Source organism: Thioalkalivibrio sp. ARh3 (assembly GCF_000377265.1).
GTDB lineage: Bacteria > Pseudomonadota > Gammaproteobacteria > Ectothiorhodospirales > Ectothiorhodospiraceae > Thioalkalivibrio > Thioalkalivibrio thiocyanoxidans.
The window spans coordinates 289,872-304,726 of the sequence record NZ_KB897949.1 but is presented as its reverse complement, the minus strand read 5'-3'; the positions used below and the strand labels follow the sequence as shown (position 1 = coordinate 304,726).

General features: G+C 65.0%; 15 protein-coding genes. 13 read left to right on the top strand and 2 right to left on the bottom strand.

Annotation, left to right across the window (positions count from 1 at the left end; translation table 11 throughout):
- Nucleotides 1-4: 4 nt before the first annotated feature.
- Nucleotides 5-790 carry a type I methionyl aminopeptidase gene (map, locus tag C995_RS0108370; protein WP_018864508.1) on the bottom strand — a complete coding sequence of 262 codons (786 nt, stop codon included), beginning with the start codon at nucleotides 788-790 and terminating at the stop codon, nucleotides 5-7.
- Between the two features lie 294 nt (nucleotides 791-1,084).
- Between map and rpsB the strand changes: the two genes are divergently transcribed.
- The 13 genes from rpsB to lpxA all read left to right on the top strand — a co-directional run bounded on the left by rpsB (nucleotide 1,085) and on the right by lpxA (nucleotide 13,668).
- Nucleotides 1,085-1,867, top strand: a complete 783-nt coding sequence (rpsB, locus tag C995_RS0108365) for a 30S ribosomal protein S2 (RefSeq protein WP_018864507.1) — start codon at nucleotides 1,085-1,087, stop codon at nucleotides 1,865-1,867.
- Nucleotides 1,868-1,979: 112 nt separating this feature from the next.
- Nucleotides 1,980-2,849 (top strand): translation elongation factor Ts, encoded by an 870-nt coding sequence (gene tsf / locus C995_RS0108360; RefSeq protein WP_026279036.1) that lies wholly within the window; start codon nucleotides 1,980-1,982, stop codon nucleotides 2,847-2,849.
- Nucleotides 2,850-2,971: 122 nt separating this feature from the next.
- Nucleotides 2,972-3,709 (top strand): UMP kinase, encoded by a 738-nt coding sequence (gene pyrH, locus C995_RS0108355; RefSeq protein WP_019624389.1) that lies wholly within the window; start codon nucleotides 2,972-2,974, stop codon nucleotides 3,707-3,709.
- Nucleotides 3,702-4,259: a ribosome recycling factor gene (gene frr, locus C995_RS0108350; RefSeq protein WP_018864504.1), complete on the top strand. Its 558-nt coding sequence runs from the start codon at nucleotides 3,702-3,704 to the stop codon at nucleotides 4,257-4,259. The genes pyrH and frr overlap by 8 nt, the downstream gene beginning before the upstream one ends.
- Before the next feature lie 14 nt (nucleotides 4,260-4,273).
- Nucleotides 4,274-5,026 (top strand): polyprenyl diphosphate synthase, encoded by a 753-nt coding sequence (gene uppS / locus C995_RS0108345; protein ID WP_018864503.1) that lies wholly within the window; start codon nucleotides 4,274-4,276, stop codon nucleotides 5,024-5,026.
- The gene (locus C995_RS0108340) at nucleotides 5,019-5,852 is read left to right on the top strand and encodes a phosphatidate cytidylyltransferase (protein WP_026279035.1); all 834 of its coding nucleotides are present in this window, start codon (nucleotides 5,019-5,021) and stop codon (nucleotides 5,850-5,852) included. Before uppS ends, C995_RS0108340 begins: the two co-directional genes overlap by 8 nt.
- Before the next feature lie 22 nt (nucleotides 5,853-5,874).
- Nucleotides 5,875-7,080, top strand: coding sequence for a 1-deoxy-D-xylulose-5-phosphate reductoisomerase (ispC, locus tag C995_RS0108335; protein WP_019624385.1), 1,206 nt, complete (start codon nucleotides 5,875-5,877; stop codon nucleotides 7,078-7,080).
- Entirely contained in the window at nucleotides 7,077-8,438 is a 1,362-nt protein-coding gene (gene rseP, locus C995_RS0108330; protein ID WP_018864500.1) for an RIP metalloprotease RseP, read from the top strand. The genes ispC and rseP overlap by 4 nt, the downstream gene beginning before the upstream one ends.
- Before the next feature lie 32 nt (nucleotides 8,439-8,470).
- A complete protein-coding gene (gene bamA / locus C995_RS0108325; RefSeq protein WP_038080891.1) occupies nucleotides 8,471-10,813 on the top strand; it encodes an outer membrane protein assembly factor BamA in 2,343 nt (780 codons plus the stop codon).
- Nucleotides 10,814-10,830: 17 nt separating this feature from the next.
- The gene (locus C995_RS0108320) at nucleotides 10,831-11,370 is read left to right on the top strand and encodes an OmpH family outer membrane protein (RefSeq protein ID WP_018864498.1); all 540 of its coding nucleotides are present in this window, start codon (nucleotides 10,831-10,833) and stop codon (nucleotides 11,368-11,370) included.
- The gene (gene lpxD, locus C995_RS0108315) at nucleotides 11,345-12,376 is read left to right on the top strand and encodes a UDP-3-O-(3-hydroxymyristoyl)glucosamine N-acyltransferase (protein ID WP_018864497.1); all 1,032 of its coding nucleotides are present in this window, start codon (nucleotides 11,345-11,347) and stop codon (nucleotides 12,374-12,376) included. Before C995_RS0108320 ends, lpxD begins: the two co-directional genes overlap by 26 nt.
- A gap of 54 nt (nucleotides 12,377-12,430) precedes the next feature.
- Nucleotides 12,431-12,889 carry a 3-hydroxyacyl-ACP dehydratase FabZ gene (gene fabZ / locus C995_RS0108310; RefSeq protein WP_018864496.1) on the top strand — a complete coding sequence of 153 codons (459 nt, stop codon included), beginning with the start codon at nucleotides 12,431-12,433 and terminating at the stop codon, nucleotides 12,887-12,889.
- The gene (gene lpxA / locus C995_RS0108305; protein WP_018864495.1) at nucleotides 12,886-13,668 is read left to right on the top strand and encodes an acyl-ACP--UDP-N-acetylglucosamine O-acyltransferase; all 783 of its coding nucleotides are present in this window, start codon (nucleotides 12,886-12,888) and stop codon (nucleotides 13,666-13,668) included. Before fabZ ends, lpxA begins: the two co-directional genes overlap by 4 nt.
- A gap of 11 nt (nucleotides 13,669-13,679) precedes the next feature.
- Here the strand turns inward: lpxA and lpxB are convergent, their stop codons facing one another.
- Entirely contained in the window at nucleotides 13,680-14,834 is a 1,155-nt protein-coding gene (gene lpxB / locus C995_RS0108300) for a lipid-A-disaccharide synthase (protein WP_018864494.1), read from the bottom strand.
- Nucleotides 14,835-14,855: the final 21 nt, after the last annotated feature.

The following is a 14,855-nucleotide window of genomic DNA, read 5'->3' as shown; positions in this document are numbered from 1 at the left end:
GGGCTCAGGCCGCGAGTTCCTGGGGTGGTGTCTCGTCCTTGCGCAGGGTCAGGATTTCGTAGCCGTCTGCGGTCACCAGCAGGGTGTGCTCCCACTGCGCGGACGGGCTGTGGTCCTTCGTGACGGCGGTCCAGCCGTCGGCGAGGATCCGGGTATGCCGGCGCCCGGCATTGATCATCGGCTCGATGGTGAAGCACATGCCTTCTTCGAGCTTCAGCCCGGTACCCGGCTTGCCGTAGTGCAGTACCTGCGGATCCTCGTGGAAGCCGCGCCCGATACCGTGGCCGCAGAACTCGCGCACCACCGAGCAGCGCTGGCTTTCCGCGTAGGTCTGGATGGCGTGCCCGATATCGCCCAGCGTGGCGCCAGGACGCACCTGCTGGATGCCCAGATACATGCTGGTGCGGGCGACGTCGATCACGCGCTGCCCCTGGATGCTGGGCTTGCCGATTACGAACATGCGGCTGGTGTCGCCATGAAAGCCGTTCTTGATCACCGTGATGTCGATATTGAGGATGTCGCCGTTTTTCAGCTTGCGGTCACCCGGGATGCCGTGACACACCTGATGGTTGACCGAAGTGCAGATCGACTTGGGAAAGCCCCGGTAATTGAGCGGCGCCGGGATCGCGCCCTGGGTGTTGACGATGTAGTCGTGGCAGATGCGGTCCAGCTCGCCGGTGGTGACCCCGGCCTGCACATGCGGCTCGATCATCTCCAGCACCTCGGCGGCCAGGCGGCCTGCGACGCGCATGTGTTCAATCTCTTCGGGGGTCTTGATGGTTACGGACATGGGGGCTCCGGTCGAGACCTGTGAGGGGTGTCGCGCGGTGGCTTTCGGAGCCCGCGACACGGCGCCATACAGGGCCCGGATAGTTGGTTCGAGTCAGCGTCCTATGCTATAAAGCGCGCGCCTCGCTGGCAATTCGGCGGGGCCGGGAAGCGGTCGGCAGTCGGCGGCTTCGCGAACCTTTAATCCACACACGCATCGACACGGTCTGTCGGGTGCCCGCCAGGAGGCTTTGGTCTCGTGCTCGGGTTTCAGATCGGGATGCGTGGAGGCTCAACCCGTTACAGGAGAAACCTTATGTCCCTCGTGACCATGCGACAGATGCTGGAAGCCGGTGTGCACTTCGGCCACCAGACCCGCTACTGGCATCCCAAGATGGCCCCGTACATTTTCGGGGAACGCAACAAGATTCATATCATCAACCTCGAGAAGACCCTGCCGATGTTCAACGATGCGTTGAACTTCCTCGGCAAGATCGCCGCGGACGGTGGCAAGATCATGTTCGTCGGGACCAAGCGTTCGGCGCGTGAAGTGGTTGGTGAAGAGGCGCGCCGTTGCGGCATGCCGTACGTCTCCCACCGCTGGCTGGGCGGCATGCTGACCAACTTCAGCACGGTCAAGCAGTCGATCAAGCGCCTGAAGGACCTGGAGACCATGGACGCGGATGGCAGCTTCGAGGTGCTGAACAAGCGCGAAGCGCTGACCCGCCGCCGCGAGAAGGACAAGCTCGAACGCAGCCTGGGCGGCATCAAGGACATGAACCGCATGCCCGACGCGATGTTCGTGATCGACGTCGGCTACGAGAAGATCGCGGTGGCCGAGGCCAAGAAGCGCGGTATTCCGGTCGTTGCGGTGGTCGATTCCAATCACTCGCCGGAAGGCGTGGACTACGTGATTCCCGGCAACGATGACGCGATGCGCGCGATCCAGCTGTATGTGGCGGCCATCGCCGATACGATCATCGAGGCCAAGGGCGCGGTATCCACCGGAGGCGTGTCCGAGGACGAGTTCGCGGGTGCAGACACCGCGACCGATGGCGGTTCCGAATCGAGTGAAGCGGCCCCGGCCAACCCGGCCTGAGCCCGCTGCGGGCCCGGGGTGCGTGATCGCGACCGGGCCGTCTGAACCAGGGGCCGGCTGCGGATGGCTGCGCAGCCGGCCTGATTGACGAATTTTTCAGGAGTACATCCCGATGCAGATTACTGCTGCTCAAGTGAAAGAACTGCGCGAGCGCACCGGCGCCGGCATGATGGAATGCAAGAAGGCACTGACCGAGACCGGCGGTGACCTTGAGGCCGCCGTGGAGGCCATGCGCAAGTCCGGTATGGCGAAGGCGGACAAGAAGGCCGGCCGTGTCGCCGCCGAAGGTCGCGTCGAGATCGTCACCGAGGGCAACAAGGCCGTGCTGGTGGAGATCAACTGCGAGACCGACTTCGTCGGCAACGACGACAACTTCCGTGCCTTTGCTGCACAGTGCGCGCAGGTTGCGCTGAGCTCTGGCGCGGCCGATGTGGAAGGCCTGATGGCGGAATCCGTCGATGGTCAGACCCTCGAGGAACACCGGACCCAGCTGATCGCGAAGGTTGGCGAGAACGTCCAGGTGCGCCGTTTCGATCGTCTGGAGGCCGCGGATGCCCTGGGCTTTTACCAGCACGGCGCCCGGATTGGCGTGGTGGTCAGCCTGAAGGGGGGCGACGAGGCCCTGGCAAAGGACGTGGCCATGCATATCGCCGCCTCCAAGCCGGTGTGCGTGGATGAATCCGGCGTGCCGCAGGATCTGCTCGACAAGGAGCGGGCGATCTTCAAGGCGCAGGCCGAGGAGTCCGGCAAGCCGGAAAACATCATCGAGAAGATGATCGAAGGCCGCATTCGCAAGTATCTCGGCGAGATCACCCTGGTCGGCCAGCCGTTTGTGAAGGATCCCGACCAGACCGTTGGCCAGCTTCTGGAATCGAAGGGCGCCTCGGTGACCGGTTTCCTGCGCTACGAGGTGGGCGAAGGCATCGAGAAGAAAAAAGAGAACTTTGCCGAAGAAGTGATGGCGCAGGCCCGCGGGGCCTGATTCGCCGGATCGCTTTGGCGTAGACTCCCGGTGCGGGCGCGGGCCGCGCTCGTACCGGACCCCGGCCGGCATCCGGCTATACACATGGCAGGCGCAGGACCCGAGCCCGATAAAGGAGCCCAATGAGTCAGGACAGGCAACCCGCGTACAGGCGCATCCTTCTGAAGTTGAGCGGGGAGGCCCTGATGGGGCAGCAATCCTACGGGGTGGACCCGGATGTCCTGGCGCAGGTCGCCGAAGAGGTGTCGGAACTCTCGAGCATGGGTGTCGAGGTCGGCATCGTGATCGGAGGAGGCAATATCTTCCGTGGCGCCGGACTTGCCCAGGGGGGCATGGATCGGGTCACGGGCGACCACATGGGCATGCTGGCGACGGTGATCAATGCCCTGGCGATTCAGGATGCGATCGAGCGCGCGGGGCGGTTCTCCCGCGTGATGTCGGCCATCCGCATCAACCAGGTCTGCGAAGACTATATTCGGCGTCGGGCCGTGCGCCATCTGGAGAAGGGCCGGATCGTGGTGTTCGCCGCGGGGACCGGTAACCCGTTCTTCACTACGGATTCCGCCGCGGCGCTGCGCGCCATCGAGATCAACGCCGAGTTGATGATCAAGGCCACCAAGGTGGACGGGGTCTATGATTCGGACCCCATGACGCGCAAGGATGCACGGCGCTTTGAACGCCTGACGTTCGACGATGCGCTGGAGCGCCGGCTGGGCGTGATGGACACGACCGCGCTGGTCATGTGCCGCGATAATGGCCTGCCGATCCGCGTGATGAACATGTTTGCAAAAGGGGACCTCCGGCGGCTGGTGATGGGCGAGCCGGTGGGTACCCTGGTCGAGGGATCCCGAGATGACTGATGCGACCATCAAGGATGCACGCCAGCGGATGGACAAGAGTGTCGAGGCGCTGCGCAACGAGTTGGCCAAGATTCGGACGGGGCGTGCGCACCCCAGTCTGCTCGAGCATGTGCATGTCGAATACTACGGGATGGAAGTCCCGATCAATCAGGTCGCGAATATCAATGCCGAGGACTCGCGCACACTGGCGGTAGTGCCCTACGAGAAGGACATGGTGGCCAAGGTGGAAAAGGCGATCATGACCTCGGACCTGGGTCTGAATCCGGCCAGCATGGGTACGGTGATTCGGGTGCCGTTGCCGGCACTGACGGAAGAGCGGCGCCGTGACCTGGTGAAGGTGGTCCGGGCCGAGGCCGAGAATGCGCGTGTCGCGATACGCAATATTCGGCGCGACGCCAACAACACGTTCAAGCAGGCGGTGAAGGACAAGGAGATCTCGGAAGACGACGAGCACAAGGCACAGGAACAGGTGCAAAAGCTCACCGATGATCACATTGCGAAGATCGATGCACTGCTTGAGGACAAGGAAGCCGAGTTGATGGAAGTCTGACCGGCCACCTCCCCATGCCGGTTACCCCCACCACCGACCCCGTGCTCCCCGGTCACGTTGCGATCATCATGGATGGCAACGGGCGCTGGGCCCAGGCGCGTGGGCTGGATCGTTCCGCAGGGCATCGCGAAGGGCTGGAGGCCACGCGCCGGGCCGTGCGCTTCTATGCCGAGCACGGGATTCGCACGCTGACGCTGTTCGCATTCAGCAGCGAGAACTGGGGACGCCCTCGGACCGAAGTCGAGGCACTCTTCGAACTCTTCGTTTCGGCGATCGAGGCGGAGCTTCCCGAGCTGGTGGAACGTGGCATTCAGCTGCGTTTCATCGGTGATCGCGCGACTTTCCCCCCAACCTTGCAGGGTCGGATGACGGAGGCCGAGGAGGCCACGGCCGGCAACGATGGCATGTGTCTGGTGGTGGCCCTGGGGTATGGGGGTCGCTGGGACATCCTTCAGGCCGCCGAGCGATGGATGGCGAAAGGCGGGCCGGAGGCCGATGGCGATCCCGAGGTCGCCTTTGCGTCCGAGTTGAGCACCGCCGGGCTGACCGATGTGGACCTGTTGATTCGTACCGGAGGGGAACAGCGCATCAGCAACTTCCTGCTGTGGCAGGCGGCCTACGCGGAAGTCCTGTTTATCGAAACCTACTGGCCGGATGTGGGCGAGAGCGACTTCGACCGCAGTCTGGCCTGGTATGGCCGACGGCAGCGACGTTTTGGCCGTGTGCCCGCTGAGGACCGTGCGCCAAGCGAGGCCCCCGGTGCTTAAGACCCGAGTGGCGACAGCCGCGGCAGTCGGCCTGCCCGCACTGGCGCTGATCGCATTCGGCCCGAACTGGGCGGTGCTGGCCCTGATCGCTGCAGTCACAGGCCTGGCCGCCTGGGAATGGGGCGAGCTGACTGGTCTGCATGCGGCCTGGGAACGCGCGGTACTGACGCTGCTGGTTGTGGTGCCGCTGGCAGCACTGGGGGTGACGCTGGCGCAGCCGCTGCATCTTCTGGTCCTTGGGTTTGCGGTGTTGTGGTGGCTGCTGATTGTGTTGGCCTTGCCGTTTTACCGCCCGGGGAACGACGGGCGCGGTGCCCGGCCCAAACTGTTGACGGTCGCCGCGGTGCTGGCGCTGGTACCGGCCGGGATGTCCCTGGTCTGGCTGCACGCGCTGGCGCCCTGGCTGGTGGTCTACCTGATCGTACTGGTGGGCTTCGCTGATACCGGGGCCTACTTCGCCGGGAAGGCCTTTGGGCGCAGCCCCCTGGCACCCGAGATCAGCCCGGGAAAGACCCGCGAGGGCCTGCTCGGGGGGCTGGTCGCCGTCCTGGCCCTGTCCGTGGTGGTGGCCGGGATCTGGGGACTGGTGCCCATGGATGCGTTGGTATTCGTGCTGCTGTCGGTGCTGATTGCGCTGGTGTCAGTGGTGGGAGACCTGTTCGAGAGTATCCTCAAGCGCCAGGCGGGCGCCAAGGACAGCGGTTCCTTGCTACCCGGCCACGGGGGTATTCTGGATCGGGTCGACAGCCTGATTGCGGCGGCCCCGATCTTTCTCGCCGGACTACTGTGGCTGGCCTTGTTGCCCGTTCCTGGGCCCGCGGCATGAAAACTCGCAGGTGTAGCACGTTATGACCCCCATGCGGATCACCATCCTCGGTTCCACCGGCAGCATCGGCGTCAGTACGCTGGATGTGGTGTCACGCCAGCCCGACCGCTTCCAGGTCCATGCGCTGACCGCGCATCACAATGTCGAGCGCCTGAAGGCACAGTGCCTGGAGGTGCAGCCCCGGATCGCCGTGGTGGCGGAGGCGTCGGCCGCGGCCCAGCTCCAGCGCGAGCTGGAAGAGGCCGGTTGCACGACCGAGGTGCGGGCAGGGCCGGAGGCCCTGGCCGAGGTGGCGGCGGCGCCGGAGGTGGACGCGGTAATGGCGGCCATAGTCGGGGCGGCCGGACTCCTGCCGACCCTCGCCGCGGCCGAGGCAGGCAAGCGCGTACTCCTCGCCAACAAGGAGGCGCTGGTGATGTCCGGTGCGTTGCTGATCGAGGCTGTGCGTCGTTCCGGTGCCTGTCTGCTGCCAATCGACAGCGAACACAATGCCATTTTCCAGTGCCTGCCCACCGGTTACGTCTGTGCCGATGCGGTGACGCCGCATGGCGTCGAGCGGATCTGGCTGACCGCCTCCGGCGGCCCGTTCCGGGACCGTCCGCTCGACACCTTTGGCGGCATTACGCCGGATGAGGCCTGTGCCCATCCGAACTGGGAAATGGGACGCAAGATCTCGGTCGACTCCGCCACCATGATGAACAAGGGCCTGGAGGTGATCGAGGCGTGCTGGCTGTTTGCGGTGGAGCCATCAGCGATACAGGTGGTGCTGCACCCGCAAAGCATCGTGCATTCGATGGTGGCCTACAACGATGGTTCGGTCCTTGCGCAGATGGGCAACCCCGACATGCGCACACCGATCGCGCATGCGCTGGCCTGGCCCGATCGGGTGGGCTCCGGGGTCTCGGCACTGGATTTGCTGAGCGTAGGCCCGCTGGAGTTCCGCGAGCCGGAAAGCGAGCGGTTCCCCGCACTGGGGCTGGCCTACCGTGCCATGGAGCGGGGCGGTACGGCCACAGCGGTACTGAATGCGGCAAACGAGGTGGCGGTCGATGCCTTCCTCTCGGGTCGGCTGGCCTTCAGTGACATCGCGGTGGTGATCGAGCGCACGCTGGAGGGCCAGCCGACGCAGGCAGCCGATTCCCTCGAGCGCGTGCTGGCCGCTGATGCCGAGGCGCGCGCCCATGCCGGCCACGAGATCGGGCGTCTGCAGCGCCAGGCAGTGTCATGACGCTGTTGACCAGCCTGCTGGCGTTCGCTGTGGCCATCGGCGTGCTGGTCACCGTACACGAGTACGGGCATTACCTGGCGGCGCGCGCGATGGGGGTCAAGGTGCTGCGCTTCTCCGTCGGCTTCGGACGCCCCTTGCTCAGCCGCCGGTTCGGGCGGGATCGCACCGAGTTTGTCGTGGCGGCGCTGCCCCTTGGGGGGTATGTGAAGATGCTCGACGAGCGCGAGGGTGAAGTGGCGCCCGAGGAGCGCGACCGGGCCTTCAACAACAAGGGGCTCAAGGCGCGCACCTTCATTGTGTCCGCGGGGCCGCTGGCGAACTTCCTGTTTGCCATGGTCGCCTACGCTGCCATGTTCATGATTGGCGTGGGCGGTGTACGTGCGGTGGTTGGCGAGGTTACCCCGGAGAGCCCGGCGGCCGTGGCCGGGCTGGAGCGCGGCGAGGAGATTGTCGCGATCGATGGGCGCTCCGTGCAGGATTGGGAGCAGACCAATCTGCGCCTGCTTGACCATGCCGTTCGGGGTGATACGGTGCCGGTTCTCGTGCGCGACCGCGACGGCCGCGAGGTGGAGCGTGCGCTGGATCTGAGCGACCGTCAGGCAATCCTGGGACGGGGCCAGTTCCTGGAGCAGGTAGGGCTGGCGCCTTATCGCCCGGCATTGGAGCCGCGGATTGGCCAGGTGGAGTCCGGGAGCCCGGCAGCGGCAGCGGGGTTCGAGGCCGGTGACCGGATTGTCGCGGTGGACGGCGATGCGATCGACGACTGGAATGACTGGGTGCGTCGTATCCAGGCCAGCCCGGAGCGTGAACAAGTCGTTCGTGTGGAGCGCGATGGCCAGGCGGTCGAGTTGCGGGTGACCCCGGAGGCGGTCGCCATCAATGACGAGACCATTGGACGCATTGGCGCCGGGGTCGATCCGGATCAGCCGGCGATGCGCGAGATGGCGGTGCTGGTGCGCCAGGGTCCCGTGGAGGCACTGGGTTCGGGAGTGGTCCGTACCTGGGATGTCTCGATCCTGACGGTGGGTATCCTGTGGCGCATGGTGACCGGCGAGGCGTCGGTCAAAAACATCAGCGGACCGGTTACCATAGCCGAGTTTGCGGGCACCACGGCAGTGATCGGGATTTCGGCCTTTCTCGGATTCCTGGCGCTGGTAAGTGTGTCGCTGGGGATCATCAACCTGCTGCCGATCCCGCTGCTGGATGGTGGCCACCTGCTGTATTACGCAGTGGAGGCGGTAAAAGGGAGTCCGGTGTCCGAGCGCGCCCAGATCATCGGGCAGCAGTTCGGTATCCTCGCGATCGCCGCATTGATGTTGCTGGCCCTCTACAACGATTTGACACGTCTGTTCGGGTGAGCCCGAAACAGCCCTTTTGATTGGCGGAAAGCATGTCGCGAAACAGCTTGAGAGCAGTGGCCCTGGTTGGCCTCATGGGTCTGGCGGGTACGGCCTGGGGACAGACCTACCAGATCGAGGACATCGAGATCGAGGGGCTGGAGCGGATTACCGCGGGCACCGCACTGAGCTATCTGCCAGTCGAAGTAGGCGACACCTTCGATGAAAGCCAGAGCCCGGAGCTCATCCGCGAGATGTTCCAGACGGGGTTCTTCGATGACGTGGAGATCGCCCGGCGCGGTGATGTGCTGGTGGTGATTGTGTCCGAGCGCCCGGCGATCAACCAGATCAACTTTTCCGGGAACCGCGACATCCCGGACGACGGCCTGCGCGAGGCGCTGGAGTCGGCCGGGCTGCGCAGCGGCCGCGTATTCAACCGGACAATGCTGGACCGGATCGAGAGCGAACTGCGTCAGCAGTATTTCGCGCGCGGGCGCTACAACGTCGAGGTGGATGTCGAGATCATCGACCTGCCGCGCAATCGCGTGGATATCGAGATCGACATCGCCGAGGGCCCGGTGGCCCGCATCCAGCAGGTCAACGTGGTCGGCAACGAAAGCTTTACCGATCGCGACCTGACCCGCGGCTTCGAGTCGGGCGTGCCCCGCTGGTGGGCCTTCTTCAGCCGCCGGGATCATTATTCCCGCGAGAAGCTGTCGGGTGATCTCGAGCAGCTGCGTTCGCACTATCTGGACGAGGGTTTCCTCGAATTCGACATCGATTCGACCCAGGTCACGCTTACGCCCGACCGCCGGGACCTGTTCATCACCATTAACGTGGACGAGGGGGAGCGCTACACGGTCACCGGCTTCGACCTGGCTGGCGACTTCGTGGTGTCGCAGGAGGAGCTCGAGGAACTGGTCGATGTGGATGTCGGCGAGCCCTTCTCGCGCAGTCAGGTGACGGAGTCCGCCGAGCGCATCACGAACCGTCTGATGCAGGACGGCTACGCCTTTGCCAACGTGAACCCGGTACCGGATGTCGACGAGGACAGTCGCGAGGTCGAAATCACGTTCTTCATCGACCCGGGCCCGCGCGTCTATGTACGCCGCATTCAGATCACCGGGAACGAGAACACCGAGGAGCGCGTCTATCGCCGCGAACTGCGGCAGATGGAGAGCTCCTGGTACAACGGGGCCCTGATCGAGCGCTCCCGTGTGCGGCTGCAGCGCCTGCCGTTCGTGCAGAGCGTGAACGTGGAGACGCAGCGGGTGCCGGGAACCGATGACGAGGTCGACCTCAATATCACGGTCACCGAGCAGCAGTCGGGCGCTCTCACGCTTGGGGCGGGCTTCTCGCAGAACCAGGGACTGTTGCTGACCGCGGGGCTGCAGCAGGACAACTTCCTGGGGACCGGCAATCGCTTCAATGCGGAGGTCAGTACCAGCCGGGTGAACCAGATCTTCCGCATGAGCGTGACCAACCCGCACTACACCCCGGCGGGTGCGAGCCGTGGCTTTTCCGTGTTCTACCGGAAGATCGACGCCGAGGAGGCGAACATCTCCCGTTACTCCTCGAATCGCTACGGGTTTGATGTCAGCTACGGGATCCCGCTGTCGGAGTTCGACCGCATCCGGATCGTGCCCGGCTTCGAACATATCGATATCGACACGGTCGACCGTGATGGACGGCGGGGGAGCCCGGACGAGATCTTCGCCGAGGTCGACGAATTCGGCAGCTCCGCGAATTTCTACAAGATCGAGACCAGCTACATCCACGACACCCGGGACAGCACCACGTTCGCGACCCAGGGACGTCGCCATCGCGTTGGCCTGGAACTCGCGATCCCCGGCAGTGATCGAGAGTTCTACAAGCTGACCTATTCGGGCGAGGAGATCTTCCGGCTGTCGGATCGCTATTCGTTCAGTCTTTCGGGCGGGATCGCCTATGCGGATGGCTACGGCGGGTCCGAGCTGCCGTTCTATGAACGGTTGTTCGCCGGCGGAATCCGGTCGGTGCGTGGCTACGAGGACAATCGCCTCGGCGACCAGCGCGAGCTGCGCGAGTTCGATGGCGAGCTGAGAAACGCGACACGTGATTCCAACGACGACCCGTATGGCGGGCGCTTCCGCACCACGATATCCGGGGAACTGTTCTACCCGATGCCGTTCGCGGCCGACAACGATGCGGTGCGCATGAGTACCTTCGTCGATGCGGGTAATGTATTCAACGATCCCGGCGACTGGGATGCCGGTGAGCTGCGGGCCTCCGCAGGGTTTGCCATTACCTGGTTCTCGCCGGTGGGGCCGCTGAGCTTCAGCGTGGCGGAGCCGCTGAACGACCAGCCGGAAGACGATATTCAGCGCTTCCAGTTCCTGCTGGGGGCATCCTTCTGAGTGTGAGGAGCAAGGGCATGAGTCAGCGCAGTGGGACCATGAAGGGCGGCGTCTCCCTCGCGCTGTCCGCCGTGCTGTTGCTGGCTGGCTGGCTGGCGCTCCCGGCACAGGCGGGGGCCCAGAACGTCGCGTTCGTGACGATGAACCGTATCCTGGAGGATTCGCCGCAGGCCGAGCAGGCCATGCGCGAACTGGAACGGGAGTTCTCGCCGCGTGACGCGGAACTGGTGGCCGAGCGCGAAGAGCTGCAGCGCATGCGCGATCAGCTGGAGCGCGACGGGGACATGATGGACCCCTCCGACCGGGCCGATCTGGAGCGCGAGTTTTCCCAGCGTTCGCGGGAGTTCCGTCGCGCACAGGAGAGCTTCAGCGAGGATCTGAACGTGCGCCGCAACGAAGAGCTTTCCCGGCTGCAGCGGCGAATCAACGATGCCATCGTGGAACTGGCGCGCGAACGCGAAATCGACGTCATCCTGACCGAACGCAACGTGCTCTACGCCAGTGACCGGGTCGACATCACGGACGATATCCTTGCCGCAATGCAGCGCGACGACTGAGCGGGCGATCACCGCCGGGGAGCTGGCCGAGTATCTGGCCGGCGAGCTCGACGGTTCGGCCGATATCCCGCTGCGGGGTCTGGCGACACTCGCCCAAGCCGGGCCGGCGGATGTGGCCTTTGTCGCGGATCCACAACGCTACCGCGATGCGCTGGAAGCGACCGCAGCGGGCTGCGTCCTGGTGCCCAGGTCGGGCACCGGGGCCTTGAGGACGCCCGTGCGTGCGTGGATTGCCGTCGATGATCCTTATCGCGCCTACGGGCAGGCGTCACGCTGGTTTGGTGCCGGGCGCCGCGAGGTGTCCCCCGGTGTCGATCCGAGTGCGCGTGTGCATCCGGATGCCCGTATTGCCGCCGATGCGGAGGTGGGGCCCGGTGTGGTGATTGGCGCCCGTTGTCGGATCGGTGCGGGCGTGGTGATTGGCGCAAACAGTGTGCTGGGCGCGCGCGTCGAGCTGGGGGAAGGGAGCTATCTGCATCCCCGAGTCAGCCTGCTGGATGACGTGAAAGTGGGCAGGCGCGCAATCATCCACAGTGGGGCCGTGCTGGGTGCGGATGGCTTCGGGTTCGCGTCGACGCCCGATGCGACCTGGGAAAAGATCGAGCAGCTGGGCGATGTGCGTGTGGGCGACGATGTGGAGATCGGGGCGAATTCCACCATCGACCGAGGGGCGCTGGAGTCCACGCGGATCGGCAACGGGGTCAAGATCGACAACCTGGTTCATGTTGCCCATAACGTTCAGATTGGCGACCATACCGCCATTGCCGGATGCGTGGGCATTGCGGGCAGCGCTCGGATCGGTGCGCATTGTGCCATTGGCGGCGGGGTGGGGATTCTCGGCCATCTGGCCATTGCGGACCGGGTCACGCTGCACGCGATGACACTCGTCACGCGCTCGATAGATCGGCCTGGTGAATATGCATCCGGCGTCCCTCACCAGGAGGCCCGGTTGTGGAATCGGATGCTGGCGCGACTGCGTCGGCTCGCCCGAACACGGGGTGCATGATCCTGCCGGCGTTGTAGTCTCGGCTAATCAGAACCAACAACAAAGGAATGCCGCGTGGATGATTTCAACGTCCAGGAGATCATGCGTTATCTGCCGCATCGATATCCGTTTCTCATGGTCGACCGGGTGCTGGAATGGGAAGCCGGTTCGTACCTGGCCGGTATCAAGAACGTCAGCATCAACGAGCCCTATTTCCAGGGGCATTTTCCGGTCAAGCCGGTGATGCCGGGAGTACTGATCCTCGAGGCACTGGCTCAGGCCACGGGGCTGCTGGCGTTCAAGACCGAAGAGGCGCGCAACGAGAACCAGGACAAGCAGCAGCTTTATCTGTTTGTGGGGATCGACGAGGCACGTTTCCGGCGTCAGGTAGTGCCCGGCGACCAGCTGCACCTGCGCGTGGATCTCAAGCGCACGGTGCGCGGCATCTGGCGCTTCGATGCGGTTGCCCGGGTGGGCGACGACGTCTGTGCCAACGCCCAGCTGATGTGCTCGGGGCAGGAAATTCCCTCGTGATCGACCCGCGGGCCGAAGTACACCCGAGTGCGGAGCTCGACTCCTCGGTCGAGGTGGGGCCATTCAGCGTCATTGGCCCGAATGTCCGGATCGGGGGCGGTACCCGAGTCGGGCCGCATGTGGTGATCCGCGGTCCGACCGAGATTGGACGCGACAACCGCATCTTTCAGTTCTCCTCGATCGGGGAGGAGCCGCAGGATACTAGCTACAAGGGCGAGCCCACGCGGCTGGTGATCGGGGATCGCAACGTGATCCGCGAATCGGTCACGCTGCACCGGGGCACGGAGAAGGGACTGGGCGAGACCGTGATCGGGCATGACAATCTGATCATGGCCTATGTGCATATCGCGCACGACTGCACCATCGGCAACAAGATTATTTTCTCCAACGCGACCTCGCTGGCCGGTCATGTCGAGATCCAGGACAACGTGACGCTGGGTGGCTTTACCCTGGTGCATCAGTTCTGCCGTGTGGGAACCTTTGCCTTCACCAGTATGGGGGCGGCGCTGAACCGGGACCTCCCGCCCTACTGCCTGGCCAGCGGCAACTACGCACGGCTGATCGGGATCAACAAGATCGGGTTGCGCCGCAATGGCTTCTCCAACGAGGCGATTCAGGCGCTGCATCGCGTGTTCATCCTGGGCATGCGCGGTCGTGCCGGGCGTGAACGGCACCTGGAGACGATGTTCGACGAGACGGACGTCCCGGAGGTGCGCAACCTGATCGGCTTCGTGCGCGACAGCCAGCGCGGGATCCTGCGCGGAGGGCGGCCGCACTGACACCCGTTTTGTCAGTGTTCGACCAGGCGCCCCTGGTTGAGGAGCTCCCGCGCCATCTCGGCGATGCGGCGGTCGGCCCCGCCTTCTCCCAGACGTTCGCGGACCCTGGACAGCGATTCGCGCATTGCGCCCAGACGCTCCGGGTGCCGAAGCAGGGCTAACGCATCTGTCGCGAGACGCTCGGGGCTGGCCGCGCGCTGAAGGTACTCCGGGACCAGCCGCTCGCCCGCCACGATATTGACCAGGGCGATGTTCTCCAGCCGGACCAGCCGCGAAAAGACCGCGTGGCTGAGGCTGCCCATGCGGTAGAACACCATCATCGGCGCCTGGAGCAGGCCGGCCTCCAGCGTGGCCGTGCCCGATGCGATCAACAGGAGATCGGCATCCGCCATGAGTGCATGCGTGCCGTCCTCCCCGGAGACAAAGGCGACGGGCAGGTCTTCATGCCGGGCGAGTGTCTCGAGGCGTGGGGCGTCTACGCCCGGTGCCAGAGCCACCACGAAGCGCAGCGAGGGTTCTTCCCGGTGTATGCGCCGTGCGGTTTCGACGAGCAGGGGCCAGTGGCGCTTGAGCTCGCCGCCGCGGCTCCCCGGCAGGAGCCCGATCACGCGCTCACCGTCGGCTATGTTCAGGCGTTCACCGAGCCGCAGCGTGGGCGCGTGCACCCGGTCCACCAGCGGGTTGCCGACGTAGCGTACCGGGATGCCGGCGCGCTCGTAGATGTCGGTTTCGAAGGGGAACAGCACCGCCATCGCGTCCACGCACTGCTGAATACGGCGGATACGCCCGGATCGCCAGGCCCAGAGCTGGGGGCTGACATAGAACAGGACCGGGATACCCAGGCGCCGTGCGTGGGCGGCCAGGCGCAGGTTGAACTCGACGTAGTCCACCAGGACGAGCAGGTCCGGGCGGTTTTTCTCCAGGTGGGCACACATGCGCCGGAACAGGCGGCGCAGGCGCGGGTAGTTCACCAGTACGTCGACGAGGCCGACGACCGCGAGTTCCTCGACGTCGATGAGCGTCTCGACACCTGCGGCGCGCATCTGTGCGCCCCCCATGCCGGAGTAGTGCAGCCCGGGCTCGATGGCCGCCAGTTCGCGAACCAGTCCGGCACCCAGGGCATCGCCGGAGCTCTCTCCGGCGCAGATGACCACGTGGCGTTGCATGGGGCCGGGCCTTTCCCCCGA